Annotated in this window: 20 protein-coding genes, 1 tRNA gene and 1 pseudogene; 11 read left to right on the top strand and 11 right to left on the bottom strand. The window is 72.5% G+C overall.

Annotated features, from left to right (window positions below; all coding sequences use genetic code 11):
* On the bottom strand, positions 1-3,135 hold the full coding sequence (locus tag AC6JBM_RS41285; RefSeq protein WP_497979217.1) for a diguanylate cyclase: 3,135 nt from the start codon (positions 3,133-3,135) through the stop codon (positions 1-3).
* A gap of 467 nt (positions 3,136-3,602) precedes the next feature.
* Between AC6JBM_RS41285 and AC6JBM_RS41280 the strand changes: the two genes are divergently transcribed.
* From AC6JBM_RS41280 to AC6JBM_RS41270, 3 genes are all read left to right on the top strand, one after another.
* Positions 3,603-4,082 carry a fascin domain-containing protein gene (locus tag AC6JBM_RS41280; RefSeq protein ID WP_497979216.1) on the top strand — a complete coding sequence of 160 codons (480 nt, stop codon included), beginning with the start codon at positions 3,603-3,605 and terminating at the stop codon, positions 4,080-4,082.
* Positions 4,083-4,188: 106 nt separating this feature from the next.
* A complete protein-coding gene (locus tag AC6JBM_RS41275) occupies positions 4,189-4,707 on the top strand; it encodes a SigE family RNA polymerase sigma factor (protein ID WP_497979215.1) in 519 nt (172 codons plus the stop codon).
* Complete coding sequence (locus AC6JBM_RS41270; RefSeq protein ID WP_497979214.1) at positions 4,704-5,813, top strand: hypothetical protein; 1,110 nt, start codon at positions 4,704-4,706, stop codon at positions 5,811-5,813. Before AC6JBM_RS41275 ends, AC6JBM_RS41270 begins: the two co-directional genes overlap by 4 nt.
* On the opposite strand, the pseudogene AC6JBM_RS41265 reads toward AC6JBM_RS41270, so the two are convergent.
* Positions 5,810-6,445, bottom strand: a pseudogene (locus tag AC6JBM_RS41265) (UdgX family uracil-DNA binding protein); the annotation flags it as partial. The gene AC6JBM_RS41270 and the pseudogene AC6JBM_RS41265 overlap by 4 nt on opposite strands.
* Positions 6,446-6,530: 85 nt before the next feature.
* Here AC6JBM_RS41265 and AC6JBM_RS41260 point away from each other — a divergent pair.
* Both AC6JBM_RS41260 and AC6JBM_RS41255 read left to right on the top strand, forming a co-directional pair.
* Positions 6,531-6,920, top strand: a complete 390-nt coding sequence (locus AC6JBM_RS41260; RefSeq protein WP_497979213.1) for a hypothetical protein — start codon at positions 6,531-6,533, stop codon at positions 6,918-6,920.
* 128 nt (positions 6,921-7,048) lie between these two features.
* Complete coding sequence (locus tag AC6JBM_RS41255) at positions 7,049-9,088, top strand: PKD domain-containing protein (RefSeq protein WP_497979212.1); 2,040 nt, start codon at positions 7,049-7,051, stop codon at positions 9,086-9,088.
* 1 nt (position 9,089) lies between these two features.
* Here AC6JBM_RS41255 and AC6JBM_RS41250 read toward each other — a convergent pair whose 3' ends face one another.
* Together AC6JBM_RS41250 and AC6JBM_RS41245 are read right to left on the bottom strand one after the other, a co-directional pair.
* Entirely contained in the window at positions 9,090-9,956 is an 867-nt protein-coding gene (locus AC6JBM_RS41250) for a dienelactone hydrolase family protein (RefSeq protein WP_497979211.1), read from the bottom strand.
* A gap of 11 nt (positions 9,957-9,967) precedes the next feature.
* A complete protein-coding gene (locus tag AC6JBM_RS41245) occupies positions 9,968-11,641 on the bottom strand; it encodes a hypothetical protein (protein ID WP_497979210.1) in 1,674 nt (557 codons plus the stop codon).
* A gap of 345 nt (positions 11,642-11,986) precedes the next feature.
* Here AC6JBM_RS41245 and AC6JBM_RS41240 point away from each other — a divergent pair, with 345 nt between their 5' ends.
* Positions 11,987-12,325: a hypothetical protein gene (locus AC6JBM_RS41240; protein ID WP_497979209.1), complete on the top strand. Its 339-nt coding sequence runs from the start codon at positions 11,987-11,989 to the stop codon at positions 12,323-12,325.
* Between the two features lie 333 nt (positions 12,326-12,658).
* Here AC6JBM_RS41240 and AC6JBM_RS41235 read toward each other — a convergent pair.
* The 3 genes from AC6JBM_RS41235 to AC6JBM_RS41225 all read right to left on the bottom strand — a co-directional run bounded on the left by AC6JBM_RS41235 (position 12,659) and on the right by AC6JBM_RS41225 (position 14,864).
* A tRNA-Pro gene (locus tag AC6JBM_RS41235) sits at positions 12,659-12,732 on the bottom strand.
* 84 nt (positions 12,733-12,816) lie between these two features.
* Positions 12,817-13,974 (bottom strand): alpha/beta hydrolase, encoded by a 1,158-nt coding sequence (locus tag AC6JBM_RS41230; protein WP_497979208.1) that lies wholly within the window; start codon positions 13,972-13,974, stop codon positions 12,817-12,819.
* The gene (locus AC6JBM_RS41225) at positions 13,971-14,864 is read right to left on the bottom strand and encodes a metallophosphoesterase (RefSeq protein WP_497979207.1); all 894 of its coding nucleotides are present in this window, start codon (positions 14,862-14,864) and stop codon (positions 13,971-13,973) included. The genes AC6JBM_RS41230 and AC6JBM_RS41225 overlap by 4 nt, the downstream gene beginning before the upstream one ends.
* A 64-nt stretch (positions 14,865-14,928) precedes the next feature.
* On the opposite strand from AC6JBM_RS41225, the gene AC6JBM_RS41220 reads away from it, so the two are divergent.
* Complete coding sequence (locus AC6JBM_RS41220) at positions 14,929-15,423, top strand: GatB/YqeY domain-containing protein (protein WP_497979206.1); 495 nt, start codon at positions 14,929-14,931, stop codon at positions 15,421-15,423.
* 60 nt (positions 15,424-15,483) lie between these two features.
* Here the strand turns inward: AC6JBM_RS41220 and AC6JBM_RS41215 are convergent, their stop codons facing one another.
* Positions 15,484-17,928: a transglycosylase domain-containing protein gene (locus AC6JBM_RS41215; RefSeq protein WP_497986652.1), complete on the bottom strand. Its 2,445-nt coding sequence runs from the start codon at positions 17,926-17,928 to the stop codon at positions 15,484-15,486.
* Between the two features lie 433 nt (positions 17,929-18,361).
* On the opposite strand from AC6JBM_RS41215, the gene AC6JBM_RS41210 reads away from it, so the two are divergent.
* Positions 18,362-18,673: a WhiB family transcriptional regulator gene (locus AC6JBM_RS41210; protein ID WP_497979205.1), complete on the top strand. Its 312-nt coding sequence runs from the start codon at positions 18,362-18,364 to the stop codon at positions 18,671-18,673.
* A 42-nt stretch (positions 18,674-18,715) separates the two neighbouring features.
* Here AC6JBM_RS41210 and bagB read toward each other — a convergent pair whose 3' ends face one another.
* The 3 genes from bagB to AC6JBM_RS41195 are packed head-to-tail and all read right to left on the bottom strand — an operon-like array spanning position 18,716 to position 21,753.
* Positions 18,716-19,861 carry an ATPase BagB gene (gene bagB, locus AC6JBM_RS41205; protein WP_497979204.1) on the bottom strand — a complete coding sequence of 382 codons (1,146 nt, stop codon included), beginning with the start codon at positions 19,859-19,861 and terminating at the stop codon, positions 18,716-18,718.
* A gap of 28 nt (positions 19,862-19,889) precedes the next feature.
* Positions 19,890-20,867: an ATPase BagA gene (bagA, locus tag AC6JBM_RS41200; RefSeq protein ID WP_350612385.1), complete on the bottom strand. Its 978-nt coding sequence runs from the start codon at positions 20,865-20,867 to the stop codon at positions 19,890-19,892.
* A gap of 31 nt (positions 20,868-20,898) precedes the next feature.
* Positions 20,899-21,753 carry an Rv0361 family membrane protein gene (locus tag AC6JBM_RS41195; RefSeq protein ID WP_497979203.1) on the bottom strand — a complete coding sequence of 285 codons (855 nt, stop codon included), beginning with the start codon at positions 21,751-21,753 and terminating at the stop codon, positions 20,899-20,901.
* 125 nt (positions 21,754-21,878) lie between these two features.
* Between AC6JBM_RS41195 and sp36 the strand changes: the two genes are divergently transcribed.
* From sp36 to AC6JBM_RS41180, 3 genes are all read left to right on the top strand, one after another.
* Complete coding sequence (sp36, locus tag AC6JBM_RS41190; protein WP_190251269.1) at positions 21,879-22,037, top strand: Sp36 family protein; 159 nt, start codon at positions 21,879-21,881, stop codon at positions 22,035-22,037.
* A gap of 1 nt (position 22,038) precedes the next feature.
* Positions 22,039-22,497 (top strand): RidA family protein, encoded by a 459-nt coding sequence (locus AC6JBM_RS41185; RefSeq protein WP_497979202.1) that lies wholly within the window; start codon positions 22,039-22,041, stop codon positions 22,495-22,497.
* A gap of 102 nt (positions 22,498-22,599) precedes the next feature.
* Positions 22,600-23,385 (top strand): MBL fold metallo-hydrolase, encoded by a 786-nt coding sequence (locus AC6JBM_RS41180; RefSeq protein WP_497979201.1) that lies wholly within the window; start codon positions 22,600-22,602, stop codon positions 23,383-23,385.
* Position 23,386: the final 1 nt, after the last annotated feature.

Here is a 23,386-nt window from a genome sequence, read left to right as displayed (position 1 = left end):
TCACGAGCTTAGGTGCCCCACGCTCTCCACGATGTGGTCGAGGCTCACCGCGCGCCCGGCCGCCCGGTCGCGCTGGTGCGCGGCGAGGCGCGGCAGGGTCTGCGAGCGCAGCGTCTGCGCGTCCGGCGGCTCCGGCAGCCGGTGCCGGCCCCGCAGCCCGTCCGCCGCCCCGACCAGCCGGGCCGCGTGCGCCGGGTCGTCCGCGGCGAGCAGGGCCGCGACCACGTCCAGCGAGATCGCCAGGTCCAGCCGGTCGCCGACCTCGTGCCGGGTGGCCAGCGCCGCCACGAGCAGCCGCAGCGCCTCCACGCGGTCGCCCTCGGCCAGCGCGGCCAGCCCGAGCTGGTGCTGGGCCATCGCCGCGCCGAACGCGTCGCCGATCTGCCGGCTCAGGGCCAGGCTCTCGTCCAGCGCCGCGCGGGCGCCCGCCACGTCGCCCCGGCCCAGCAGGGCCTGCCCGACGCACTCGAGCGCGAGCAGGATCCCGCGCGTGTTGCCGTTGGCGCGCTCCAGGTCGAGGCACTCGTGCGCGTACCGCTCCGCCGCCGCGTAGTCGCCCCGGCTGAGCGAGACCTTGCTGAGGTTGCCCAGCGACGCGGCCACGCCCTGCGGCACCTCCAGCTCGCGCCACACCGCGAGGCTCTCGCCGAAGTGCGCGGTGGCCTCGTCGTGGTCGCCGCCGCCGATCGCGGCGATGCCCATCGCGTTGTGCGCGTGGCCGATCGTGGCCCGGTCGCCGGCCGCGGTCGCGCGCCGCAGGCTCTCCGCCCCGAGCCCGAACGCGACCTCGTGCTCGTCCTGGGTCGCGGCCAGGATCGCCGCCGCGTGCAGCAGCCGCGCCCGGGTGCCGTCGTCGTCCGCGTCCTGCTCGAGGACGCGGGCGAGCCAGTCGCGGCCCTCGCCGATGTGCGCGCCGTTGCGCCAGTAGCGCCACAGCCCCAGGCAGATCCTCGTGCGCGTCGGGGCGTCGGAGTGCCCGAACGCGGCCCGCACGTTCTCGTAGTCGGTCTCGATCCGCCCGGTCCACTCCACCTGCTCCGGCCCGGTGAGCCCGGCCGCGGAGGCCTCGGCGAACGCCGCGTAGAAGCCGGCGTGCCGGTCCGCCGGGCCGCGCTCGTCGCCGAGGCGGTTGCGGGCGTACGCGCGGATCGTCGACAGCAGGTGATAGCGCCCGTCGTCGTCATCGCGCACCACCAGGTGCTTGTCGACCAGCGCGGCGAGCCGCTTTTCCAGCAGGTCGAGATCCCCGCCCGGCAGCGCGACGGCCAGCGCCGCCGCCCCCGTCCAGCCGCCGACGAAGACCGACAGCTCGGTCATGAGCCGCTGCTCCTCGGCGTCGAGCAGCACGAAGCTCCAGTCGATCGCGCCGCGCAGGGTCTGCTGGCGGGCCGGGAGGTCGCGCGGGCCGGAGCCGCCGAGCGTGTCCAGCTCCCGGTCGAGGTGCTCGGTGAGGTGGTCGAGCAGCTCGTCCGGGCTCCACCGGTCGACGCGGGCCGCGGCCAGCTCGATCGCCAGCGGCAGGCCGTCGAGGCGGCGGCACAGCTGCGCGACGGGCAGCGCGGTGTCGATGGTGATCTCGAAGTCGGCGTCGACCGCGCGCGCCCGCTGCTCGAACAGCGTCACGGCGGGCGAGTCGGCGAGCGTCGGGACCTGGTAGACCTGCTCGCCGTACAACGACAGCCGCTCACGGCTCGTGATCAGCGCGCGCACCCCCGGCGCCGCGGCCAGCAGGTCGCTGACCAGCGCCGCGCCGTCGTCGACGACCTGCTCGAAGTTGTCGAGCACGAGCAGCTGCTCGGCCTCGGCCAGCTGGTCGAGCACCGTGTCGAACAGGTGCTGGTCGGGCAGCTCGGCCACGTGCAGGGCGCGGGCCAGGGCGGCGGTGAGCAGCTCGGCGTTCGTGGTGTCCGCCAGCGGGACGAACACCGCGCCGTCGGCGAACTCGTCCGCGACCGCGCCGGCCGCGGCCAGCGACAGCCGGGTCTTGCCGATCCCGCCCGGCCCCACCAGCGTCACCAGCCGCCCGTCGCGGATCAGCCCGGCGACCCGCGCGGTCTCGCGGTCGCGGCCGACGAGCTTGGTCATCGGCACCGGCAGCCGGCTGCGCCGCCGCTTGGGGGCGGCCGGTTTCACGCCCCAGGTGCCGTCCCCGGCCGCGACGAGCTCGCCCCGGGCCCGCAGCCGCTGCAGCTCGGCCTCGGCCCGGGCCGGCAGCCCGCCCGAGCGCTCGACCAGCCGGTCCAGCAGCGCCCGGGTCGGCTCCCCGGCGAGCGCGATGCGCAGCCAGATCCGCAGCGTCGCCGGCGACCACGGCGTCAGCTCGATCGCGGTCTCGCTGCTGTCCGCGGGAGCGCCGAGGTCGGTGGTGGCGTAGACGACCGCGCAGGCGTCCCCGAGCGCGGGCACGGGCTCGCCCACGTCCGCGAGGAGGATCACGGGTTTGCCAGGTTCCGCCGTCGTACTGCCGGCAAGCTCCGTCGCGAAGCCCCGAAGCCGCGCGATCTGGGCCACCTCGCGCAGGAACCGCGTGTGCCCCGCGCCCTTGGGGCCCGTGATGCGCAGCGCCCCGCGCAGGCCCGCCGACACGCGGGTCATGAACTCCTGCGTGGCGCTGAGCGCGGCGTCGCGCTCCCACAGGCGCGACGAGCCGGCGGCCGGGTCGGCCTCGATGTCGTCGCCGACCGCCTGGCCCCGGCCCCGCCGCTTGGCCAGATAGTTGCGGCGGTCCGCCACGGCGATGAGGGTTTCGCCATCGGTACCGTCGGCCGGGCTGGACGCCACCCCCATGCTGATCGACAGGTGCAGCGGCGGCGTGCCCGCGAACTCCCGCGCCCGCACCTCATCGGTCAGCCGGATGGCCAGCCGCAGCGCCTCGTCCGCCGCGGTGCCCGGCAGCAGCAGCACGAACTCGTCGCCGCCGTAGCGGAACAGCACGTCGTCGGCCCGGATGAGCTCCTGGATGCGCTCGGCGAGCTGACGCAGCAGCATGTCGCCGCGCAGGTGCCCGAAGGCGTCGTTGACGGTCTTGAAGTGGTCGACGTCGAACAGCAGCAGGCTGGCCCCGCCGACCTCGTGCAGGGCGGCGTCCAGGGCGGCGCGCGACTGGGCGCCGGTGACGGGATCCTGCACGTTCATCGCCAGCTTGATCGGCCTTTCCCGGGCCCCGCTGAGGTGTTCGGGAGCAATTGGCGCATCGGGTTACACGTGTCGGGTCTTCGGTGTCCGGCGGCCGGACGATCCCGGGGCGCCGTTCGTCCCTTTCGGCGCGCGGCGACCGACGATCGGGGGAGCCCGTGATCACCGCATCGGCCCCGTCCGCCCCGCCGGCCCCGTCCGCCCCGCTGCTGTTGCGGGACATCGCGGATTTCCTTTCGTGCGTACATTCTCCGGCATGTCGTCACGGTTATCCGTACCCAAGCTGGCCGCCGCCGCGGTCGTCGTCGCCTGCGGCCTGCTTTCGATCGGGGTGGCGCCCGCCTCGGCCCAGTCGCCGGGCGACGGCGGCGGGCACGCTCAGGCCGGCCTGCCGCCGGGGGCGTGCGCCGGCGCCGTCACCTCCGCGGCCGCGGCCACCCCGCCGGCCGGCTACTCGGTGCAAGTACGTGACCGCCGACCTCGACAACGCGGGCCGGCTCGTGGCCAACCGCACCGCGGCCGGCGCCTGGGAGAAGTTCACCAAGGTGCCGTTCCCGGCGCTGCTGAGCCTGAAGGCGAACATCAACGGCAAGTTCGTCACCGCGGACCTCAACAACACCGCGACGCTGACGGCGAACCGGGACTCGGCGGGGCCCTGGGAGCAGTACGACGTCGTCGACCTCGGCAACGGCGACGTGGCCCTGCGCGCGCACGCCAACTCGGCGTACGTGACCGCCGAGCTCACCAAGGGCGGGCTGCTGATCGCCAACCGCGCGGCCGTCGGCCCGTGGGAGCGCTTCAAGCTCGTCACCAACGCCGACGGCAGCGTGAGCGTGCTCGCCGGGGCCAACGGCACCTACGTCACGGCCGACATGAACAACGGCGGCAAGCTCACCGCGAACCGCACCGCGGTCGGCGACTGGGAGAAGTTCACCAAGATCGGCTGATGGACGGGCGGCGGGAAAGGGGGCCTCGGCCCCCTTTCTTCGTTTCCACCCAACCGATCGGCGGCCCGGGCGCATCTTCGGGGCGAGGCGGCGGAAGGGGACCCGGTTGCGCCAGGAACACGAGCGGGAGCTCGAGGAGTACCTCCGCGTCCGCATGCCGCACCTGCGCCGGCTCGCGTACCTGCTGACCGGCGACTTCGACCGGGCCGACGACGTCGTGCAGGCGACGGCGACGACGCTGTACCTCAAGTGGCGCCAGGTCCGCGCGGCCGGGAACATCGACGCGTACGTGCGCCGGATGCTCGTGCACACCTTCCTCGGCGAGCGGCGGCTGGCCTGGGCCCGGACCTGGCTCACCGACCGGCTGCCCGAGCGCCCTGCGGCCGCCCCGCCCACCGACGACGCGATCGTCGTGCGGGCCGCGCTGCGCCGCCTCCCGCCCCGGCAGCAGGCGGTGCTGGTGCTGCGGTTCCTGTGCGACCTGCCGGTCAACGAGGTCGCCGCGACCCTCGGCTGCTCGCCGGGCACCGTGAAGAGCCACACCTCGGACGGGCTGGCCGCGCTGCGCCGGCTTCTCGAACCCGGTGACCGGGCGGCTTCGGCGTTTGGTGGAGGTACCCGATGAGTCTCCTGGATCCGTTGCGCCGCCCGGCCTCGCTGCCACCGTCCAAGGTGGACATCGGGCGCGCCCTGCGCGACGGCCGCCGCCGCGAGCGCAACCGGCGCATCGTCGCCGTCGCCGCGGCCGCGATCGCGGTGGGCGCCACGCTCGCCGGCGTCTCCGCGTTCGCGCTGGACCGCCGGGCACCCGCGCCGCCCGCCGACGAGACGCCGTCGCCCAGCGGCTGCGGCGTGTACCGCCTGCCGACCCCGGGCGACGACCCCGGCACCGTCGCGGCGGTCGACCCCGGGGGCGGCTACGCGGTGGGGCGCCTGGACACCGACGGCCGCGTGCTGGTGTGGGCGAGCGGAGTGCTCCAGGCGGCCGAGGGGGCGCCGCAGCCCGACCCGCTCCCGGCCGCCGTCAACGCCGCGGGCATCGTGGTCGGCAACTCCGGCGCCGGCCCGTGGATGCTGCGCGACGGCTCCTTCACGCGGCTGGCCACCCCGCCGGGCGCCGAGCAGGTCACGGTGGCCGCGATCAACGCCGGCGGTGACATCGCCGGCACCGCCACGACCGGGAGGACGGGGCGCATCGTGCGGTGGAACGCGGCCCACCCCGACCAGGTCACCTACGTGACGAGCGCCGCCACGCCCGCCGTGGCCGCGGCCATCGGCGACGACGGCACGATCGTGGGGACCCAGGGCGGCGCGCAGGCCGCGCGGTGGAGCCCCGACGGCACGGTACGGCCGCTCAACCGCCCGTCCGGCCGCCCCGCGCTCGGCGCGTCGGGCCTCGCCGGCGACTGGGCCTTCGGCTTCTACGAGGACCCTGGGATGTGGTTCAACCACGGCGTGCGGTGGAATCTGCGCACCGGTGAGTCCAAGGAGCTCGGCGACTTCATGCCGGGCGCGATCGACGCGACGGGGCGCATGTTCGGCACGCGGATGCTCGGGCCGGAGAACACTCCGCCCGCGCTGTGGCGCGACGGCGAGGTGCTGGACCTTCCGGTGCTGTCGCCGGGCCAGTCCGCGACCGTGACGTCGGCGAGCGCGGACGGCCGGCTCGTGGCCGGCTTCCTCTTCAAGGCCAAGAACGACCCGATCGTCGCGGTCCGCTGGGCCTGCTAGCCCCGGACCGCCTTGAGATCCTCGACCAGCCCCGCGAACGCGGCCTCGCGGTCGTCGGAGCGCAGGACCGCCGAGGGGTGGATGGTCGCCACGAGCACGCCGTCGCCCTCGAAGTCCTCGGGGTGCTCGGCACTGGCCGGCCACGGCAGCGCCTTGCCGTGCTCGCGGGTGACCCGGAACGCCGGCCCGAGCAGTGCCTTGGCCGCCGTGGCCCCGAGCACCACGACCTTCGCGGGCCGTATGCGCGCGAACTCGGCCACGAGCCAGGGCCGGCACGCCACGATCTCGGTCCGGTCGGGCGTCTGGTGCAGCCGCCGCTTCCCGGGCGCCGCCGGACGGTGCTTGAAGTGCTTGACGGCGTTGGTGAGGTAGATGCCGCCCCGGTCGAGCCCGGCCGCGTCGAACGCGCGGTCGAGCACCTTCCCGGCCGGCCCGACGAAGGGATGCCCGCGCCGGTCCTCGACGTCACCGGGCTGCTCCCCGACGACGAGCACCCGCGCGTCCTCGGGCCCCTCCCCGAACACGGCCTGGGTCGCGTCCCGGAAGAGCTGGCACGCGTGGCACCCCTGCACGGCCCGCCGCAGCTCGTCCAGGCTCGCGTCCATGTCCATGAGCCCTCCCTCGGCCGTGGCACGTTTCCGGGATTTGTGCGGCTCCCGGCTTCCCTACTGTTCTCGGTACCACCAAAACGAAGTTTGATGCAGGGGAGATAGCGACATGAGCGACGTCGACTACGGGCAGTACGAGGCCGGCCAGGAGAGCGCCGAGCTGGACCAGCTGCACCAGGCCGAGGGTTCCGAGGCCGACTACAACAGCCAGTTCGGCGTGTACGAGCAGGACCACTCCGCGGCCGAGTCCACCGACTTCTCGCAGGGCCACCACGTCGAGTACGACGCCCCGGGCGCCGTGCACTACGAGTCGGACGACTACACCAACTACTCCCACGACGCCTCCGTCGACGACCACGTCTTCGCCGCCGAGGGCTCCGAGTCCTCGCACCAGGCCCAGTTCTCCGAGCTCGACATGCTCAAGGAGCGCTTCGCCTCCGGCTTCGAAAGCGGCGCCATGTTCAGCGGCAGCAACGCCGAGCTCGAAGCCGCCAACTGAAAAAAGCACTGACACCCGAGATGCGGCCCGCCAACCGGCGGGCCGCATCTCGTTCGGCGTCATGGCCGGTCTGTCCGGATTGATCGCACGGGACAACGCGGTGGTGACGGTCGCCGCACAATGTCCTCGTGCAGAGGCCCCTCATCGCCGGACTCCTGGCGGCGGCCGGCGCGGCGGCCGCGCTCGTCGGCGTCGCCGCCCCCGCCTCCGCGGCGGCCCCCAGGCAGGTGCTCTACGTCGGCGGGTATGGCACCGGCCTCGCGTCGGTGATCGACCCGGCGACCGGCCGGGACCTCAACCGGATCGGCGACGACAACCCCCAGGGCGTCACCGGGCGGATCGCGTTCGACGCCGGCACGGGCCGGGCCTACGTCGCGACCGGCAACGACCTCAACGTCGTCGACGTCGCCCAGAGCCGGATCATCAAGTCCATCGGCCTCACCTTCGGCCCGCTGGGCGCGGCGCTCGCCCCCGGCGGTGGTCGCGTCTACACCGCCAACTCCGCCGGCAAGACCGTGACGGTCATCGACACCACGAGCTACGCGACGGTCGCGACGATCGTCGTCGGCCGGAATCCGGCGGACATCGCCGTCGCCTCGGACGGCGGGCACGCCTACGCCGTCGCCCAGGAGCTCTACGCCGACCTCGGCACCGTGGCGGTCATCGACACGGCGACGAACACGGTCACGGCGAGCATCCGGGTCGGCCGGCAGCCGCGGTCGATCGCCGTCGCGCCGGACGGCTCGCGCGCCTACGTCGCCAACATGGACGACTCCACCGTGTCGGTGGTCGATCTGGTGGCGAACCGGATCGCCGCGACCATCGGCGTCGGGGCCCAGCCGACGGCCGTGGTGGCCTCGCCGGACTGGGCGCGGATCTACGTCAGCAACTACGCCGGGAACTCGGTGTCGGTCATCGACACGGCGACGAACGCGATCGTGGAGCGGGTGCCGCTCGCCGGGCACGCCCACGGCGTCACGATCGCGCCGGACGGCCGGAGGGCGTACATCGGCGTCGAGGACGGCTCCGGCGGTCTGCTGGTGCCGTTCGACCTGGCCACCAACGCGACCGGGGCGCCCATGCGGATCTCCCGCGTCCCCGGCAGCGCGGTCTTCGTCGACGTCGCCGACCCGGCGGGCCCCGCGGCGGACCTCTCCGTCGAGCCCGTCGCCGGCGACCCGCCCAACACCTTCAGGTTCGACCCGAGCGCCTCCGGGCTGGTCCGGATCGTCTCGTCGGCGCTCGACACCGGTGACGGCTTCACGTACAAGTCGCCGGTGCCGAGCTTCTTCACGCACACGTACCGGGCGCCCGGCACCTACACGGCCTCGCTCACCGTCACCGACGCCGAGGGGCGCGCGGCCACCGTGCGCAAGCAGGTGCGAGCGGCCTCGCCGAGCCGGACGTTCTCGCTGCTGGCGCTGAGCAATCTGCGGTACGTCACCGCCGAGGACGCCGGCCGCAAGCCCCTGATCCCGAACCGCACCGCGGCCGGGGCGTGGGAGAAGGTCCGGGTGAGCGACCTCGGCGGCGGCGATGTCGCGCTGTTCGCCCCGGTCAACAACCGATACCTGACCGTCGACCCCGCCACCTCGAAGGTGGTCGCGAGCGCGGAGAACGCGGTCCCGTTCGAGTTCGTCGCCGGCGCCGACGGCGCGTTCAGCCTCCGGTACAAGGCCACCGGCAGGTACGTGAGCACGAACTTCGACCGCGAGCTGACGGCCGACCGCACCGCGATCGGGCCGTGGGAGCGGTTCGCCGGGACGGTCGCCACCGACGTGTCCTGGGGCTCGGTGGTCCGGGGGCTCGTCTGCGCGGAGGACGGCGGCCGCAAGCCGCTGATCGCGAACCGCTCGGTGGCCGGCTCGTGGGAGACGTACGACCTCATCGACGCCGGCGACGGGCAGGTCGCGATCTTCGCCCACGCCGGCTACCGCTTCGTCACCGCGGAGGCGGGTGGCGCGCAGCCGCTGATCGCCAACCGGACCGCCGTCGGCGCCTGGGAGAAGTTCAAGATCCTCTTCAACCCGGACGACGGCACGCAGTCGCTGCTCGCGAACGCCAACGGCCGGTTCGTCACCGCGGAGGCGGGCGGCGCGCAGCCGCTGATCGCCAACCGGACCGCGATCGGACCGTGGGAGCGGTTCAAGGGCCTGCCGCAGACCTAGCTCAGGCCAGGTGCTCGGTGAACCACTGGATGAGCCGGGTGTACGCCTCCGACGCGGCCGCGGCGTCGTAGCGCTCGCCGGTGTCGTTGAAGAACGCGTGGTTCGCGCCCGGGAACGTCACCAGCTCGTGCGTCATCCCCGCCGCCGACAGGGCCGCCTCCGCCGCGCCGCGGGTCGCGTTGACCCGCGTGTCCAGCTCGCCGTAGATGCCCAGGACCGCGGCCTGCTTCGAGCCGGTGAGCGTCGCGCCGTCGGGGAACGGGCCGTAGAACGGGGCCGCGGCCGCCAGCCGGGGCTCGCCCGCGGCCAGGAGCTGCCAGACCTCGCCGCCGCCGAAGCAGAACCCCATCGCCGCGAGCCGGGCCGCCGGCGCGCGGCGGTGCAGCTCGTCGAGGGCCGAGCGCATGTCCCTGATGAACCGGGCCGGGTCGGCGGCGTTCAGGGCCGCTGTGGCCTGGGCCGGGTCCGTGAACCGCGAGGTGCCGCCCTCCTCCGAGAGCAGGTCCAGGGCGAGCGCCGAGAACCCGCTCGCGGCCAGGCGGCCGGCGACCGAGCGGATGTGGTCGGTCAGGCCGCGGTTCTCGTGGATGACGAGCACGGCGCCGCGCGGGTTCGGCGCCGCGGCCCACGCGGCCTGGAGCCCGTCGAAGGTGATGGGCTCGGCGGGCAGCGGGGCCGGGCCGGCCGCGCTCACCGGGGCGGACGCGGACGCGCCCGGGGCGGGGGCCGGGTCCGTGCAGGCGGCGAGCATCGAGGTGGCCAGCGCGGCGCCCACACCCAGCAGGGAGAGGCGCCGCAGGGCCTCGCGGCGGTTGATGAGGCCGTCGGCGTAGTCGACCACGACCTCGGACGTGAGGTAGTCGTTCACGCCCCTCAACGCTAGTGCTGAGAGGTCCGGTCCGTCGGAGGGAACGGCCATTCCAGCTTGGGCTTGTCCGACTCGCCCTCGGACTGCTCCGCCTCGGCGGCGGGGACGGCCACCGGCTCGAGGGCGGACGCGGGCCGCGCCGGGGCCTCGGGAGCGCGGGCCGCAGCCGGGGCCGGGGCGGCCGGAGCCGGGCGGCGGCGGACCGAGGCCAGCAGTTCGCGCGGCGTCGGGAGGTAGTTCCACAGCGCGCGGTCGGGGATGCGGTCGGCCGGGGCCAGCTTGCCCCACAGGACCGCGACGACCACGCAGACGGCGAAGGCGAGGACGAACGGCCAGTAGTTCTCGCCGGTGCCCGGGTTCGTCTCGACCGCCGGTATGAACCGCGCGATGTCGGGCTGCCGGATCTTGCCGGCCAGCCAGGTGAAGATCGGGTCGTTGCCGTCGCCGCCGCCGGAGGTGAAGCGCCAGAACAGGTTGACGTCACCCGTGAAGGTGATCAGGAAGCCGAACACGCCGGTGGCCAGGGCCAGCGCCAGCGGGAACCAGCTGTGCAGGCGCTGGAGGGTCACCGCCACGTAGAACGCGAGGATCGGCACGAGCACGACCGGCAGGCGCCCGGGCGGCGTGAACCCGGCCCACCAGGTGCGGAAGGTGGAGATGGCGAGCATGTACGGCAGGATCACCGCGAGCAGCATCCAGTGCGCCTGCATCCGGCTGTTGCGCCGGCCCACCAGGAACATGCCCGGCACCGCGAGCGCGAGCACAGGGAAATGACTGATCAGGCCGTACTGCCGATCGAACAGAAGCCCCGCGAGCCCCCGCTGCGGCGGGATCTGCAACACCCCGTCGCCGAGCGCCGAGTTGCCGGGGGCCGGGTTCAGCGACTGGTAGTGGGTGTAGTTGAAGATCTCGAGCGCGAGCAGCAGCACGAGCATCGGCACCGCGGCCGGGATGTAGGCGGTCAGCGCCCGCACGCCCTTCGCGCCGCCCCGGTCGACCCGCAGGAGCAGCAGCACCCCGAGGACCACGGTGAACAGCGTGAACCGGCCGTGCACCCAGGGCATCCAGCCCAGCCCCGCCGAGGCCAGCGCGACCTGCCACTTCGCCGGGCGGGCGGCCACCAGCACGCGCACGGCGTAGGCGACGAACAGCGCGCCGAACGGGTCGATGAAGAGCATGGACGCGTACATGTAGATCGGCGTCGCGACCACGAAGATCCCGGTGACGATCGTCGCGTAGGAGCGCGCGATGCCCATCTCGCGCATGATCCGGAACATGACCCCGACGGTGAGCACGCTGGCGAGCACGACGACCGCCTGGGCCCCGATGCGCCCCCAGATCATGAACGGGATCGTCCACAGGATCGGTCCGCCGAAGTTGTGCAGCGGCACCATGATGCCGTCGGCGTTCGGGTACACATGGGCCTGGATGTCCTCCGGGTAGAAGACCCGGAAGTCACCGTTGGCGTAGGCCTGCGTGAGGTCGAACGTGTGATACTTGCCCAGCGCGATGCTCTCGATGAGGTAGTGCGGCTCGTCGCCGAGCGGCGGCATGCCGAGGCGCATCTTGGCGGCGATCGCGTAGAGCACCGCCGCGAGTGCCATCAGCGCCCAGACCACCTGCCGGTCGCTGAACCGAATCGTGACCTCGGGCTCCGGATCCGTCTGGATCGACCGGTTCGCCACTTGTTACCTCCGAGCCATGGGACGCGCGACGGCGAACTTAGCACGTCCCCTCACCCGGGGGAGTCCTCCGAAGCGCGAAAACGACTCGTCCTCACATTCCGGGCGCCGGCCCGCCCGCGCGCGGCTGGCCGTCCTCGGCCGCGCTGCGCCTGCTCCGTCTGGAGGGCAAGCCCTACGTTGAGCACCTGGCCGTCGGCGCCGGGGAGACGCCGGCGTCCGACGAGCCGTTCGCGATCCGCCTCGACATCGCTGCGCTGGCCGCTCGCCGCACCGCATCCTGACGGGTCGACGGGGCGTCGCCGTACTCTGCTCCTGCATTGCTCGCTTGGGAACGAGGTGAGGCGGGTGCCGCGTAGCGCGGACAGGTGGAACACGATCGTCTGGTCGTCGGAGGACAGGACCGGCGGACCGCTTGACGAGATCTTCGACGCATTGCGGGAGCGGTTTTCCGATCTGTCCATCCAGCGGTCGGGACCAGGGACCCACCCGGGCGATGACGACAACGTCTATTGGCTGACGCGTGCGGGAGCCGATTCGGACGTGCAGATCGATACGGCGGAGGACGGTCAGCCGCCCTTCGTCTTGGAGTCGGATACCGATTCACTGTTTCGGGTGAGCGACGTGGCCTTGGTGGTGACCACCTTGAGCCAGTGGTTGCAGGCCCTCGCGTCTCCACCCTCCTAGCGCTCCAGCCCTCCGTATCCCGTCGTCCACCCTTCGGCGAACAGGTCGGCGGCGGGGCGTGCCCTCGTGAGCGCGGACCGTGACGTCCGTGCCCACGCTTGGCGGCCCCGGACGAGCAGCTCGGCCACTTGGACGGCTCGGTGCAGGCGCGGTGCTCCCCACACCGCCCCGGAAGATGCGGCAGCGGCTCAGGGACGGTCTGACGGCGGTGCGGGTCCTGGACGACTAGCTTTCAAGATCGTCTCCCACATTGCTCCCAACGGAGATCAAGAGACAACTCAGGGCCGGTCCCTCGTAGCGAGGAAACCGGCCCTGGCCTGGTGTTTCACGAAGTCGGGGTAGCCGGATTTGAACCGACGGCCTCTTCGTCCCGAACGAAGCGCGCTACCAAGCTGCGCTATACCCCGAGCGTGCCGAGTAATCGTAGCCCACGCCCGCCGCATCCCCAACTCGGTATCCCCCGTGTCGGGCGAAGGGGGCCTGACCTGGGACTACAGGGAGCGCAGGAAGTCCGCGAGGCGCTTTTCGTAGGCCTCCGGGTCCAGGTTCCAGCTTCGGCAGTGACCCGCCTCACGTGTCTCGACCAGGGTCACGAGCGGCGCCGCGGCTTGGGCGAACTCGATTGTCGGGGCCGGCGCCACGGTGCGGTCGTCGTGGTCGACGTAGAGCAGCGTGGGCACGTCGAGCCGGGCCGCCAGCGGGCGGTAGTCGAGGTCGGTCCCGCGCACGCCCAGGCGGTGCTGGATGAGCCGCAGCGCCGTCCAGGTCCACACCGGCGGCACGTTGAGCTGGCGGGCGTTCATGCGCAGCGTCTCGGTCCAGTCGACCACCGGGCAGTCCAGCACCAGGCCGCGCAGATAGCCGTCGTGGTCCCACTCGCGCAGCAGGTTCAGGATCGCCGCGCCGCCCATGGACCAGCCCATGAGGATCACGTTGCGGGCGCCCGCCGACCGTGCGTAGTCGATCGCGGACCGGACGTCACGCCACTCCGTGTGGCCCAGGTGGAAGCGGCGGTCGTACGACGGCGGGGCGTCGGCGTCGTTGCGGTACGACACCACGAGCGTGCGGCGGCCCGAGGCGGCGAGCGTGGGCAGGACGCGCAGGGCCTCGCCGCGCGGGGCGCCGCGGCCGTGCACCGCGATGATCCAGGTGTCGTCCACCGGCTCGGTCGTGGGCGGGACGAGCCACGCGGGCAGCGGCCCGAGCTCGCCCGGCACGACCACCTCGTCGAAGGACAGGCCGCGGGCGGTCGACGGATCGCCCTCGAAGACATAGCCCGAGGTGTACCCGCGCACGCCCGTCGTCAGCGAACCCCGCGTGACCTCGGTGATCTCGCGGGTCACGGTGGCCCGGTCGACGGAGATGACGTCCCCGAGGATGGCGTGCCCCTCGGCCCAGACGAACGACAGCGGGATGCTCCGCGCCGTGTCGGGGGTGCGGGTCAGCGTGATCCGGTTGCCCGCGTAGGCGCGTACGCGCACGGGGTACACCCGCGGGCCGTTGACGTTGAGCACGTGGCCGGCCAGGAACCAGCCCGCCCCGGCGGTGCCCGTGGGCAGGAGCACCGCGAGCCCGGCGGCCCCGGCGAGGCCCGCATACGCGGCGCGCCGCGGCCATTTCCGCACGGGCGCCGCAGTCTCGGCGGTCACCGCGGGATGAGGGTCAGGATCGTCGCCTCGGGCGGGCAGGCGAAGCGGATCGGCGCGGTCGGGTGCGTGCCGAGGCCGGCCGAGACGTGCAGGTACGACTCGGAATATGGCCATCGGTGCAGTCCCTTGGCCATGCTGCGGTCGAGGCCGCAGTTGGTGACCAGGGCGCCGTAGAACGGCACCGCGACCTGCCCGCCGTGCGTGTGCCCGGCCAGCAGCAGGTCGAAGCCGTCGTCGGCCATGCGGTCGAGGATGCGCGGCTCGGGGGAGTGGGTCAGCCCGATGCGCAGGTCCACGTCGGGCGAGGCCGGGCCGACGACGACGTCGTAGTCGTCGCGGCCGACGTGCGGGTCGTCGACGCCGACGAGCTCGATCGTGCGGCCGCCCGCCTTGATCGTGGTGCGCGCGTTGTTCAGGTCGGCCCAGCCGGAGCCGGACAGCAGGTCGCGCAGCTCCTCGGCGGGCAGCGCGGCGCCCTGCACGTAGGGCTTGTGCCTGTTGAAGTACCCCAGCGGGTTCTTGAACACGGGGCCGTTGTAGTCGTTGGAACCGAAGACGAACGCGCCGGGCCGGTCCAGCAGCGGGGTGAGCGCGCGGACCACGCCGGGCACGGCGTCCACGTGGGCCATGTTGTCGCCGGTCACGATGACCAGGTCCGGGTCGGTGCCGGCCAGCTCGGCCACCCAGCGCTGCTTGCGGTGCTGGCCCGGGGTCATGTGCATATCGCTGATGTGCAGCACCCGCAGCGGCTCGGCGTCGGGGGCGAGCACCGGCACGTCGAAGCGGCGCAGGGTGAACATGTTGCGCTCGACGAGCGAGGCGTAGGCAAAGGTGGCGGCCCCGGCGGCGACGGTGCCCGCCGCGAGTCGCAGAACGGTCTTCGAGCGCATTTACTCAGCCTACCGGCGCGCTTACAACAGAATATGAGCAAGATCCGACGGATAGACTTTTCTCATGTTGAAGCCGAACGGTGCTCAGGCGTCGCCCGGGGCGTCGTCCTTGAAGGCACGCCTGGAGTCCGACCTGCACGACGCCATGAAGGCTCGCGACGAGCTGGTGACGTCGACCCTGCGGATGGCGATCGCCGCGGTGCGCAACGCGGAGGTCGCCGGGAAGTCCGCCCGTGAGCTCTCCGACGACGAGATCCTGTCGGTGCTCACCAAGGAGGCCAAGAAGCGCCGCGAGGCCGCGGACGCGTTCGCCGGGGCCGGCCGCGAGGCCCAGGCCGCGAAGGAGCGCGCCGAGGAGGAGGTCATCGCGGGATACCTGCCGAAGCAGCTCTCCGACGACGAGCTCGACGACATCGTGCGCGAGGCTCTCGCGGCCGGCGGGTTCGCCGGTCCGCAGCAGATGGGCCCGGCGATGAAGGCCGCGCAGGCGGCGGTCGCCGGTCGCGCCGAGGGCGGCCGGGTGGCCGCGATCGTCAAGGCCCAGTTGACGTCCAACTGAGTGAACAAAGGCGGGCGCCCTCGGGAGAGGGACGCCCGCCTTGTTCATGCGTTCAGGTGATCAGCAGACCCACGGAATGGGGCACTGGTTCGGGACGTCGCCGTTGGGCACCCCGTTGTTGTTGTCGCCGCCGAGGTACGGCGCGGCCGGCGCGCCCGGGCCCTTGCTCACGACGAGCTGGACCGAGCTGCCCTTGGCCGTCGAGCCCGCCGGGTTGGTGCGGTCGACCGTGCCGGCCGGGCACTGCGAGGCGACCTGGCCGGACGCGACCGAGACCGAGAAGCCCGCGTTCTTGATCTTCGCCCGCGCCTGGTCGACGGAGAGGCACTTGACCGACGGGATGTCGACCAGCTTGCCCTGCGAGCGGTCCTTCGTCGGCGGGGTGAACTGCACGACGGGCTGGCCGGCCAGGCCGTCGCGGAGCACGCCCAGCGCGGCGTAGTTGACCGGCGGGTGCTTCATGTCCTTGTTGGTCTCGGGCCAGTCCGGGTCGGTCAGGAAGCCGGAGACCGCGAGCTGCTTGGTCATGACGGTGAACGTGGCGCTCTTCTCGGAGTCCGTCGTGCCCGTCTTGCCGGCGATCGGCCGCTTCACGAAGTCGCGGGAGTAGCCGGCGGTGGCGCCGGCGCACTTGCCCTGGGCCGACTGGTCGCCGACCGGGCAGCGGGCCATGTCGACGGCCGCGCGGGCGACCTCGGGGTCGACGGCCTGCTTGCACTTCGGGTCGAGCCCGTCGACCTTCTTGCCGCTGTTGTCCTTGACCTCGAGGATCGGGGTCGGCTCGCAGTAGAGGCCGTCCGCGGCGAGCGTGCCGTAGGCGTTGGCCAGCTGCAGCGGGGTCGTGGCCGAGACGCCGAGGGTGAAGGCGCCCCACTGCTTGGGGTTGGCCGCGAGCTGGGCGTCGTTCGGGGCGTTGAACTGGATGCCGAGCCGCTTGGCCACGTCGACCACGTGGTCGACGCCGACCTGCTGCTCCAGCGGCACGAAGAACGTGTTGATGGAGCTGCCGAAGCCGGTCCACATGTTGTACGGCCCGGACTGCCCGCCGGAGTTCTTCGGGCAGTAGTGCGGGCCGTTGCACGCGGCCGGGCTCTTCGGGTCGATCGGGAAGTCCGAGACGAACTGCTTCTCGGTCTGGATCGTGGTGGCCAGCGGGAGCCCGGACTCGAGGGCCGCGACCGCGGTGAAGATCTTGAAGGCGGAGCCGGCCTGGTAGCCGGGGATGTCCTTGTCGCCCGTGATGATCGGAACCGTGGTGTTGGGGTAGTTCCCCTTCTGGTTCTTCTTGTCCGGGTTGGTGTTCTTGCCGTTGTTGGTCTGGTCGTTGCTGAAGTTGCGGTTGGTGGCCAGGGCGGTGACGCGGCCGGTGCCGGGCTGGACCGCCGCGAGCATCATCGCGTTGGACTGGCCCATGGTGACCTTCTGGTCCTTGGACACGAACGGCTGGTCCTGCGCGTACTTGAAGGCCGCCGTCTGCGTCTGGATGTCGAGCGAGGAGACGACCGTGTAGCCGCCGGCCCGCAGCCGGTTGGCGCGCTGGTACTCGTCCTCGCCGAACACCTTCTGCCCGATCCACCAGCGCCGCAGGTAGTCGCAGAAGAACCCGGCGCCGAGTTCGGGGCGCTGGATCGACTCGCAGCCCTCGGGGGTCCGCTTGCCGACGATGTTGAGCTTCTCCTTGCCGGCGGCGTCGGCCGTGGCCCGGTCGATGTAGCCCATCGAGACCATCTGGTTCAGCACGTACTTCTGCCGGTCCATCGCCCGCGGCAGGCCCTCGGCCGTGGCCGGGTCGTTGGTGCCGGGCGCCTTCACGAGGCCGGCGATGAGCGCGGCCTCGGGGAGCGTCAGGTCCTTGGGGTCCTTCTCGAAGTACACGTGCGCGGCCGCGTAGACGCCGTAGGCGCCGTGGCCGAAGGGCGCGATGTTCAGGTACCGCTCGAGGATCTCCTTCTTGGAGAGCTTCTTCTCGAGGTCGATCGCGTACTTCATCTCGCGCAGCTTGCGCGTCGGGGTCTTGTCGGTCGCGTCGACGACCTCCTGCGGCGTGCGCGCCGAGTAGGCGATGGCCTGCCGCACGTATTGCATCGTGAGCGTCGAGGCGCCCTGCTCGGTCTGCCCGCCGGCGTTCTGGTTGGCCACGAACGCGCGGGCCACACCCTTCACGTCCACGCCGCGGTGCTCGTAGAACCGGTTGTCCTCGGCCGCGACCATCGCCTGCTGCATGACCTGGGCGACGTCGTCGATCTTCACGTCCCGGCGGTTCTCGTCGTACATCATCGCCAGCAGCGTCTTGCCGTCCGCGGCGAACACGTAGGAGATCTGCGGCGACGGCAGCACGTCGATGTCGGTCGGGAGGTTCTCGAACGTATCCGAACCGGCCTTCGCGGCCAGTCCCGACATGGCCACCGCGGGGAAAGCCGCCGCAGCGACCACGAGCCCCGCCAAGAGCCCACACAGCAGCAACGAAGCCGCGTTGGGCAGCAGGCCGTGCTCGCGTTTGCGCATCCAGGTCACCGCCTCAGACTACGTGACGACGTCATAAGGCCGCGTCCAGATGGAGGCGTCCTCGTTGTCCTAGACGCGTCACGTCGAGCGTGAGGTTGACCCAGTTCCGATTCTGCGGCAAGCCGCGCGGGGGCCGTCGGCATTTTGGGCAAATCGCACCCGGTAGTGGCCGAGTGGTAGCACGGATCGGCCCTTTGGTGGAACGCGAAAGGCCGGTTAACCTGGTGCAACAACGTTGCGTAACTGGACGACTACAGAGCATGATGTTCCGGAAAGCTCCTCTCGGGGTTCCCGTGGCCGGGGACCCTGCTGTCGCGCCGGGCAATCCGGCGAACTGCACCCGAATGCCATGGGGGGACGTGGTTTGGGCGCTTTTCGCCGGGGCAAGCACGGCGGATGGACCCGGGGGGAGTCCAAGGGGGGAAGAGGAAATATGAGCATGGTCGTCGACTGGCCCAGCATCGCCGCGTGTCGCAATGGCGACCCGGACGCCTTGTTCGTCCAGGGTGCCGAGCAGAACGTGGCGAAGCGGATCTGCCGGAGCTGCCCCGTGCGGTACGAGTGCCTGGCGGACGCCCTCGACAACCGGATCGAGTTCGGGGTGTGGGGAGGCATGACCGAGCGCGAGCGCCGCGCCCTGCTGCGCCGCCACCCGCAGGTGCCGAGCTGGCGCAAGATGTTCGAAGCGGCCATGGACCGCAACGGCACCAGCAAGGACGCCAAGGAGCTGGTGCCGACCGGCTGATCGCAGCCGCTTGCTTCACGCGGGGGTCGCGCCGGGCGCGCTCTACGCGAAGGTCGCGCCGATCGCGCGCAGCCCGTCGAGGTCATGGACGTCGGCGGGCTGTGCGGGCACGCGGACGACCGGCACGCCGGGGTGGGCGCGCAGGAACCGGCCGGAGACCGCCGCCTGCCGATCGTGCTGGTCGGTCAGTTCCGCGTGCACGCGCAGCACGTCCGCCGTCGCCTGGTGGCCGCCGAGCTCGTCGAGACGCTCCGCGGCCGCCCGGGCGTCGGCGGAGGACAGCGCCGGCGCCGCGACCGGCACGACCCGGTTGAGCACCAGGCCCGCGAGCGGCATCCGGTCCGCGCCCAGGCGCCCGGCGAAGTAGACCGCCTCGCGCACGGCGTCGGGCTCGGGCGCCGCCACGACCAGGAACGCCGTCTCGGGGGCCTGCAGCACGCGGTACGTCTGCTCGGCGCGCTCCCGGAAACCGCCGAACATCGAGTCCAGCGCGCCGACGAAGCCCGACAGGTCGGTCAGCAACTGGGCGCCGAGGATCTTCTGCACGGTCCGGCTGAACAGCCCGAACGAGGCCGAGACCAGGTTGAACACGCTGCGGCCGCCGGTCCGGGCGGGCGCGAGCAGCAGGCGCAGCATCTTGCCGTCGAGGAACCGCGACAGCCGGGCCGGCGCGTCGAGGAAGTCCAGCGCCGAGCGCGACGGCGGGGTGTCGACGACGATGAGGTCCCACTCGTCGCGGGCGCGCAGCTGGCCCAGCTTCTCCATCGCCATGTATTCCTGCGTGCCCGAGAACGTCGAGCTCATGGCCTGGTAGAAGGGGTTGGCGAAGATCTCCTCGGCCTTCTTCGGGTCGGTGTGCGCGAGCACGACCTCGTCGAAGGTCCGCTTCATGTCCAGCATCATGGCCTGCAGCTCGGCCGAGTCCGGCTGGAGGCCCTTGACCTGGCGGGGCGTGTTGTCCAGCTCGGTCAGGCCGAGCGCCTGGGCCAGCCGCCGGGCCGGGTCGATGGTCAGGACGACCGTGCGGCGGCCGTGCTCCTCGGCCGCTCGCAGCGCCAGAGCCGCGGCCGTTGTCGTCTTTCCGACTCCGCCCGAGCCGCAGCAGACCACGATCCGGATCGCGCGGTCGGCGAGGATCGCGTCAAGATCCAGGTCGGGCGATCCGGGCGTCTCGGCAGTGGGAGGCACCCTGCGAGCGTATCCGCTGCGAGCATCCTCAAGCAGACGTGAGGAGCAGATCACCGAGCGACTCGAGGGTCGCCACGGTCACACCCTCGGGTATCACCGGCAGCTCGACCACCGGCCGGCCGAGACCGAGCAGCTCCGCGCGCAGGGAGGACTCGGCGGCGACCTTGGTCTGGTAGGCCCGCGCCTCCCCGGCCAGCCCGCCCAGCATCTCCTTGTCGGCCGTCACGCCGGCCGCGGCCAGGCCCCGGCGCAGGTCGGCCTGGGTCACCTTCACCCCGGCCAGCACCGGCGGGCGGGTGGCGTTGACGATCACGGTGCCGATCGGGATGCCCAGCCGGGTCAGCTCCTCGATCGCGTCCGAGGTCTCCTGGACCGGCATCTCCTCCAGGAGGGTGACCACGTGCACGGCGGTCATCGGCGAGCGCAGGATGGCCGCCACGCCCTCGCTCTGGGTCTTGATCGGCCCGACCTTGGCCAGCCGCGCCGTCTCGGCCGTCACGTTGAGGAACCGGCCCACCCGCCCGGTCGGCGGCGCGTCGAGCACGACGGCGTCGTAGGCCCGGCGGCCGTCGGCGGTGCGCGTGACCGCCTCCTTGATCTTGCCGGTCAGCAGCACGTCGCGCAGGCCCGGGGCGACCGTGGTGGCGAAGTCGACGGCGCCGACCTTGCGCAGGGCCCGTCCGGCGACGCCGAGGCGGTAGAACATCTCGAGGTACTCCAGCAGCGCCTCTTCGACGTCGACCGCCAGCGCCCGCACCTCCCCGCCGCCGCGGGCCGAGGCGATGCGGACCTCCCGGTAAGGCAGCGGGTCGCGGTCGAAGAGCTGCGCGATGCCCTGCCGCGCCTCGACCTCGATCAGCAGGGTCCGTTTCCCGTCGCGGGCCAGCGCCAGCGCGAGGGCGCCGGCCACGGTCGTCTTGCCCGTGCCGCCCTTGCCGGTGACCACATGCAGACGGGCGGGCCAGCCGTAGCCGCCCCGCCCGTCGGAAGACTCGCGCGCCGTCACACCCTCGACGCTACCTGGTCGAGGCCCGTCGTCACGCGGCGGTGATCTCGCACACGAACCAGCCCTTGCCGTGGGAGGCGATGTACCGGTACTTCGTCTCCGCGACCTTCTCGTCGCTGGTGGTCACCTTGACCGTGGTCGTGAGCGTCGCCTCGTCGCTGCTCTGCTTCTCGACCGTCGGCGCGGGCCAGGTGTACGTCGGGCTGCTGAGGCTGCCGTCGTAGGTGCGGATCTCCTGGATGCGCGCGGTCAGCTTCGCCTTGTCGCGGGAGGAGGAGCAGACGTACTTGAGCGCGTCGTCGACGCTCTTGTTCTTGTACACCGCCGTGAGGAAGCTGTTGACCGCCTCGGAGGCCGTCGGCGCGCCCGTGCCCTGGTTGTTCTGGACCACGAAGTAGGCCGCGGCGCCGCCACCGCCGCAGAGCACGATCACGACGCCCAGGATGATCAGCGTGATCATCAGGCCGCGCTTCTTCTTGACCGGCGCCTGCTGCGGGTAGACCGGGTAGCCCTGGGCCGGCGGGCCGGAGAACGGCGGCGCCATGCCCGGGTGCGGCACCCCGCTGACCGGGGCCATCGGCCCGGTCGGGAACTGGCCGGTGGGCGGCGGGAACTGCCCCGTGGGCTGCCCGAACGCGCCCGTGGGCGGCATCGCGCCGGTCGGCGGGTAGGGCTGGGCGTAGGGCTGCCCGGAGATCGGCGGGGCCGAGGTGGGCGGCGGCGCGTACGGGTCCGGGTTCGGCGGCTGCACCGTGTACTGCTCGGGCTGCGGCGGCAGCGCGAACGGGTCCTGCACCGGCGGAGGCGGCGGCCAACCCGACTGCCCGGGTTGTCCGGGTTGGCCCGGATACTCCGGCTGGCCCGGATACGGGGGCGGTTGCGTCATTTCTCCCACCTTTGTGCGACACTCGCGACGGCGGCCCTCACAGTAGCGTCATGGGGCCACCCGTGGGGGTCCTGATATCAGGCTGTGCCCGACAAACCCGGACGGCCCGGCGTTACTGTCCCCACATGCAGAAATGGGAGTACCTGACCGCACCGCTGCTGGTCCACAACACGAAGATGATCCTCGACAACTTCGGCGAGGAGGGCTGGGAGCTGGTGGCGATCGTGCCCGGCCCCAACCCGGAGAACCTGGTCGCCTACTTCAAGCGCCCGAAGGCCGGCTGACATGGGTGACGTCCACGCCCGCCTGGCCGAGCTCGGGATCGCCGTTCCGCCCGTCGTACCGCCGGTCGCCGCGTACGTCCCCGCCGTGCGCACGGGCAACCACGTGTACGTCTCGGGCCAGCTGCCCATGGTCGACGGGGCCCTGCCCGCCACCGGGCTCGTCGGCGCCGAGGTCACCCCGGAGCAGGCCAAGGACCTCGCCCGCACCTGCGCCATCAACGTCCTCGCGGCGGTCGAGGCCCTCGTCGGCCTCGGCAGCGTCGTGCGGGTCGTGAAGATCGTCGGGTTCGTCGCCTCGGCGCCGGGCTTCACCGGGCAGCCAGGCGTGGTCAACGGCGCCTCCGAGCTCCTCGGCGAGGTGTTCGGCGACGCCGGGAAGCACGCGCGCAGCGCCGTGGGGGTCTCCGCACTGCCGCTGAACGCGCCCGTCGAGGTCGAGGCGATCCTCGAAGTGGCCTGACGCCGGGTGGCCGGCCGACCCCGTGGCGTACCGCTCGCGGGGTCGGCTACTGGCCGGTCGGGGGACGTGTGAGGCGAAGTACCCCGCCGTAGGATCACTTTCGTGGTAAGCCACGTCACCACCCCCGCCGCCGAAGTGCTCGAGACGTTGCCCGACTGGGTGACGCTCGTCCGTGCGCCCAACCCGGGCCCGATGACGCTCGACGGCACCAACACCTGGCTGCTGCGCGCCCCCGGCGGCGGCAGCGTCGTGGTCGACCCGGGCCCGCTCGACGAGGGGCACCTGCGGGCCGTCGCCGCGCACGCGCCCGTCGCCGCGATCGTGCTCACCCACGGCCACATCGACCACACCGAGGGTGTCGAGCGGCTGGCCGGGCTCACCGGGGCACGGGTGTACCACCCGCCGGTGCTCGAGCACCTCGACGCCGACGGCCTCACGGTCGAGCCGCTGGCCACCCCCGGGCACACGAAGGACTCGGTGTGCTTCCTGGTGCGGCTGGGCGGCGAGGAGATCGTCCTGACCGGCGACACTATCCTCGGGCGCGGGACCACCGTCGTGGCCTGGCCCGACGGGGACCTCGGCGACTACCTGGGCAGCCTCGGCCGGCTGGCCGCGCTCGACGGGCGCCCCGCGCTGCCCGGGCACGGCCCCGCGCTCGACGACACCGGGGTCGCGGCCCGGTTCTACCGGCAGCACCGCGAGGCGCGGCTGGAGCAGGTGCGGGCGGCGGTGGCGGCCGGCGCGACCGACGCGCCCGAGGTCGTGGCCAAGGTGTACGCCGACGTGGACCGCTCGCTCTGGTTCGCCGCCGAGATGAGCGTGCGCGCGCAGCTCGATTTTCTGCGACGGGAATCACACCCGGGCCCTGATGGTTTGGATGCAACGTGAG

The organism is Dactylosporangium thailandense (assembly GCF_059739745.1).
Note: the sequence above shows the minus strand (reverse complement) of the source record. Positions and strands in the feature narration are given on the sequence as shown.

Bases quoted from the DNA above. Each gene is read 5' to 3' on its own strand.
- AC6JBM_RS41285 (WP_497979217.1), bottom strand. From the start codon at position 3,135: ATGAACGTGCAGGATCCCGTCACCGGCGCCCAGTCGCGCGCCGCCCTG.
- AC6JBM_RS41270 (WP_497979214.1), top strand. From the start codon at position 4,704: ATGAGTCTCCTGGATCCGTTGCGCCGCCCGGCCTCGCTGCCACCGTCC.
- AC6JBM_RS41260 (WP_497979213.1), top strand. From the start codon at position 6,531: ATGAGCGACGTCGACTACGGGCAGTACGAGGCCGGCCAGGAGAGCGCC.
- AC6JBM_RS41225 (WP_497979207.1), bottom strand. From the start codon at position 14,864: ATGCGCTCGAAGACCGTTCTGCGACTCGCGGCGGGCACCGTCGCCGCC.
- AC6JBM_RS41220 (WP_497979206.1), top strand. From the start codon at position 14,929: ATGTTGAAGCCGAACGGTGCTCAGGCGTCGCCCGGGGCGTCGTCCTTG.
- AC6JBM_RS41215 (WP_497986652.1), bottom strand. From the start codon at position 17,928: ATGCGCAAACGCGAGCACGGCCTGCTGCCCAACGCGGCTTCGTTGCTG.
- AC6JBM_RS41210 (WP_497979205.1), top strand. From the start codon at position 18,362: ATGAGCATGGTCGTCGACTGGCCCAGCATCGCCGCGTGTCGCAATGGC.
- AC6JBM_RS41195 (WP_497979203.1), bottom strand. From the start codon at position 21,753: ATGACGCAACCGCCCCCGTATCCGGGCCAGCCGGAGTATCCGGGCCAA.
- sp36 (WP_190251269.1), top strand. From the start codon at position 21,879: ATGCAGAAATGGGAGTACCTGACCGCACCGCTGCTGGTCCACAACACG.
- AC6JBM_RS41185 (WP_497979202.1), top strand. From the start codon at position 22,039: ATGGGTGACGTCCACGCCCGCCTGGCCGAGCTCGGGATCGCCGTTCCG.